Below are 3753 nucleotides of genomic sequence, written 5' to 3' on the forward strand. Positions count from 1 at the left end.
TGCGATTGCAGCGCGCGCGTGACCGGACCGACCGCCAGGGGGCGCCCGTCCAGCTCGCGAACGGGCAGGATGCCGCGCACGCTCGAGGATAGGAAGAGCTCGTCGGCCTGATGGAGCTCCGCCAGGGGGATCGGGCGCACCTGTGCGTGCGGCCAGGCGGCCAGTATTTCCGCGCGGGCAACGCCGGCGACGCCGCAGCGGTCGAGCGCCGGAGTGGCCAGCATGCCACCGGATACCACGAAGAGGTTGGCGGCGGTGGCCGAGATGGCCAGCCCGTCGGCATCGCACAACAGGCCCTCGGCGATGGACGGATCGTCCCACTCGGAGCGCGCGAGCACCTGTTCCAGGCGATTGAGGTGCTTGAGGCCGGCAAGCAAAGGCTGCGGCGCGAGGCGCGTGGCGCACAGGCGCATGCGCACACCATCGGCCGGTGCCGCGGCGTCATGCGGCGGCGGGTCGAAGGCGGCGACGATGCGGGTGGGATCCGGCTGGGCGGGCGGCCCATAGCCGCGCGCCCCCACGCCACGCGTCAGGGTGATGCGTACGACCGACTGCACCATCGCCTGCGACACTGCTCGTGCCTCGGCCAGCAATACGCCGGGATCGGGCAGCGGCAGGCGAAGGCGGCGGCAGCCTTCCTCCAGGCGATGAGCGTGGCGCGACCACAGCGGCGCCTCGGTGCCGAGGAAGCGGACCGTTTCGAACAGGCCGTCCCCATAGCCCAGCCCGCGGTCCAACACAGAGACGCGGTCCGTTGCCTGTCCGTCGACCAGCACACGCGCGATCAACCGGACGCCCCCAGCGCGCGCAGCAGGCCGCGCGCCTTGGCGCGGGTTTCGTCCAGCTCACGTTCGGCGATCGAGTCGGCGACGATGCCCGCGCCGGCGCGAAACGAAACTTCGCAACCGACCTGGCTCAGCGTGCGGATCAGGATGTTGAGGTCAAGCTCACCGCTCAGGTCCAGGTAGCCGAGCGCGCCGGTGTAGGCGCCCCGGGGGGCGTCCTCGATCGCGGCGATGATTTCCATGCAGCGCACCTTCGGGCAACCGGTGATGGTGCCGCCCGGGAACGTCGCGGCGATCACCTGCCCTGGCGTCACGCCCTCGCGCAGGCACCCGCGTACGTTCGAAACGATGTGGTGCACGTGAGCGTAGCTCTCCACCGCCATCAGCTCGTCGACCACCACCGTGCCCGGCACGCAGACGCGACCTAGATCGTTGCGCTCGAGGTCGATCAGCATGACGTGCTCGGCACGCTCCTTCGGGTGCGCGGTGAGCTCGCGGATGCGTGCTGCGTCATCATCGCCCGCCACTCGCGGCCGGGTGCCGGCGATGGGCCGGGTCTGCGCGATGCCGTCGCGCACTTCGACCAGCCGCTCCGGCGAGGAACTGGCGACCGCCCAGCCGGGCTGCTGCAACAGGCCCGCGAAGGGCGCCGGGTTGGCGGTCCGCAACGCCCCGTACAAGGCAGCCGGCGCCGGCGGCTGCGGGTAATGCGCGCGCCAAGCGCGCGACAGATTGGCCTGGAAGATGTCGCCGGCCTGCAAGTGCTCGTGCACGCGGGCGACGCCGCCCAGGAAGCGCGAAGGCGCGTCTTCCTCGATGGCGGACGGCGGTGCGAGGGGCGGCAGGGCCGTCGGCGTGTCCAGATCGGCCTCCATCGCATCGAGCAGGGCGACCTGCCCTGCCTCGGCCACCAGCCAGGTACGGTCAGCGGCATGGTCGACGATGATGGCCGCCGGGCAGCGCAACGCCAGCGCCGCCGGCAGGCCCTCGCCCGGCGTCAGGCGCAGGCGCGGCTCGATCTCGCCGGCCAGCTCGTAGGTCAGCAGCAGCACCCAGCCGCCGTGGAAAGGCAGGCCATCGTCACTGCCGGGGATACGTTCGGCCTGCCAGGCCGCGTCGAGGGCGGCGAGGAAGCCACCGGCCTGCGGTTCCTGCCGCGGCCCGTTCGCGGGCAATACCACGGGGACGCCGCCCTGGAGCGCGGTCCTGCAAAGACGCCCGTCCGCCAGCAGCTCGAGTTTCTCGCGCGGGAAGGCGAACAGGATGTCGTAGCGTGCCTGCGCACTGCCGCGCACCACGCTCTCGAGCAGGCAGGGATAACGGTCCGCAAAAGCGGCGGCCGGCGCGAGCAGGTCGCGCCGGCCGTCGAGGACCCTCAGGTGGCAGCCCACGCTTCCGCTCAGTGGCGGCGGAAGACGAGCGTGCCGTTGGTGCCGCCGAAGCCGAACGAGTTGGAGATCGCCACGCCCAGCTCAGCCTTGCGCGCCGTATGCGGCACGAAGTCCAGGTCGCAGCCCTCGCCCGGCTCGTCCAGGTTGATGGTCGGCGGCAGCACCTGGTCGCGCAGCGCCAGGATGGTGAAGATCGCCTCGACACCACCGGCGGCACCGAGCAGGTGGCCGGTGGTCGACTTGGTCGAGCTCATCGCCAGTTTGTAGGCGTGTTCGCCGAAGACCTTCTTCGCCGCCATCACCTCGCCCAGATCGCCCAGCGGGGTCGAGGTGCCGTGCGCGTTGATGTACTGCACGTCGGTCGGGTTCACGCCGGCATCGTCCAGCGCCGCCTGCATGCAGCGCGCGGCACCCTCGCCGCCCTCGCTCGGGGCGGTGATGTGGTACGCGTCGCCGCTCATGCCGAAGCCGACCAGCTCGGCGTAGATCTTCGCGCCGCGGGCTTTCGCATGCTCGTACTCTTCCAGCATCAGCACGCCGGCGCCGTCGGACAGCACGAAGCCGTCACGGTCCTTGTCCCACGGGCGACTGGCCTTGGTCGGCTCGTCGTTGCGGGTGGACATGGCCTTGGCCGAGCAGAAGCCGGCCATCGCCGTACCGGTGGTGGCGAACTCGGCGCCGCCGGCGATCATCGCGTCGGCATCGCCGTACTGGATCATGCGCATGGCCAGGCCGATGTTGTGCGTGGCCGTGGTGCATGCGGTAACGCAGGCGATGTTCGGGCCCTTCAGGCCGAACATGATCGACAGGTGGCCAGACACCATGTTGATGATCGAACTGGGCACGAAGAACGGCGACACGCGGCGCGGGCCCTTCTCGTGCAGTTCGATCGAGGTGTCCTCGATGGTGTTCAGCCCGCCGATGCCGGCGCCCACGGCCACGCCGATGCGCGGCGCATTGGCTTCGGTGACTTCCAGCCCGGAGTCGCGCAGCGCCTGCGTGCCGGCCGCGATGCCGTAGTGGATGAAGGGGTCCATCTTCTTGACGTCCTTCGGCGGCATCCACTGGGTGGGGTCGAAATCGCGCACCTGGCCGGCGATGCGGGTGGCATAGCCGGTGGCGTCGAAGTGGGTCACCGGGCCGATGCCGCTGACACCCTTGAGGATGTTGTCCCAGGCGGTGGCGATGTCGTTGCCGACCGGCGAGATGATGCCCATGCCGGTCACTACTACACGCCGTCTACTCACGGGTCGTTCGCTCATGGATTTGAATCCTTACGTGTTCTCTCGGCGCGCTGCCGTGCAACGGCCTTAAGTCCAGCCACCATACGGTATCGGACGTTTCAAAACGCAGAAACGAAAACTGCGCCAAGGTGGCGCAGCTTTCAGTATCGCCGCGTGAACGGAAACCCGTGCCGTCAGGGGCACGGACACCGGACACGAAACCGATCAGTCCTTGGTGTGGGCCTTGATGTAGTCCACGGCCTGCTGAACGGTGGTGATCTTCTCGGCCTCTTCGTCCGGGATCTCGGTCTCGAACTCTTCCTCGAGGGCCATCACCAGTTCCACCGTGTCCAG

The 3753-nt window shown here is 69.4% G+C and carries 4 protein-coding genes; all 4 read right to left on the minus strand.

Going from position 1 to position 3753, the window contains the following annotated elements; translation table 11 throughout:
* Positions 1–788, minus strand: a 788-nt coding sequence (pabC, locus tag VFH59_RS09590) for an aminodeoxychorismate lyase (protein ID WP_325164667.1), incomplete at its 3' end; no start/stop codon positions are given.
* Positions 785–2176, minus strand: coding sequence for an aminodeoxychorismate synthase component I (locus VFH59_RS09595; RefSeq protein WP_414655872.1), 1392 nt, complete (start codon positions 2174–2176; stop codon positions 785–787). The genes pabC and VFH59_RS09595, both read right to left, overlap by 4 nt.
* 8 nt (positions 2177–2184) lie before the next feature.
* Entirely contained in the window at positions 2185–3423 is a 1239-nt protein-coding gene (gene fabF, locus VFH59_RS09600) for a beta-ketoacyl-ACP synthase II (RefSeq protein ID WP_325164669.1), read from the minus strand.
* A gap of 201 nt (positions 3424–3624) precedes the next feature.
* Positions 3625–3753 (minus strand): acyl carrier protein (locus tag VFH59_RS09605; protein WP_325164670.1); only part of this gene is annotated, 129 nt, incomplete at its 5' end.

It is taken from the genome of Frateuria sp., assembly GCF_035695185.1.
Taxonomy (GTDB): Bacteria; Pseudomonadota; Gammaproteobacteria; order Xanthomonadales; family Rhodanobacteraceae; genus Frateuria_A.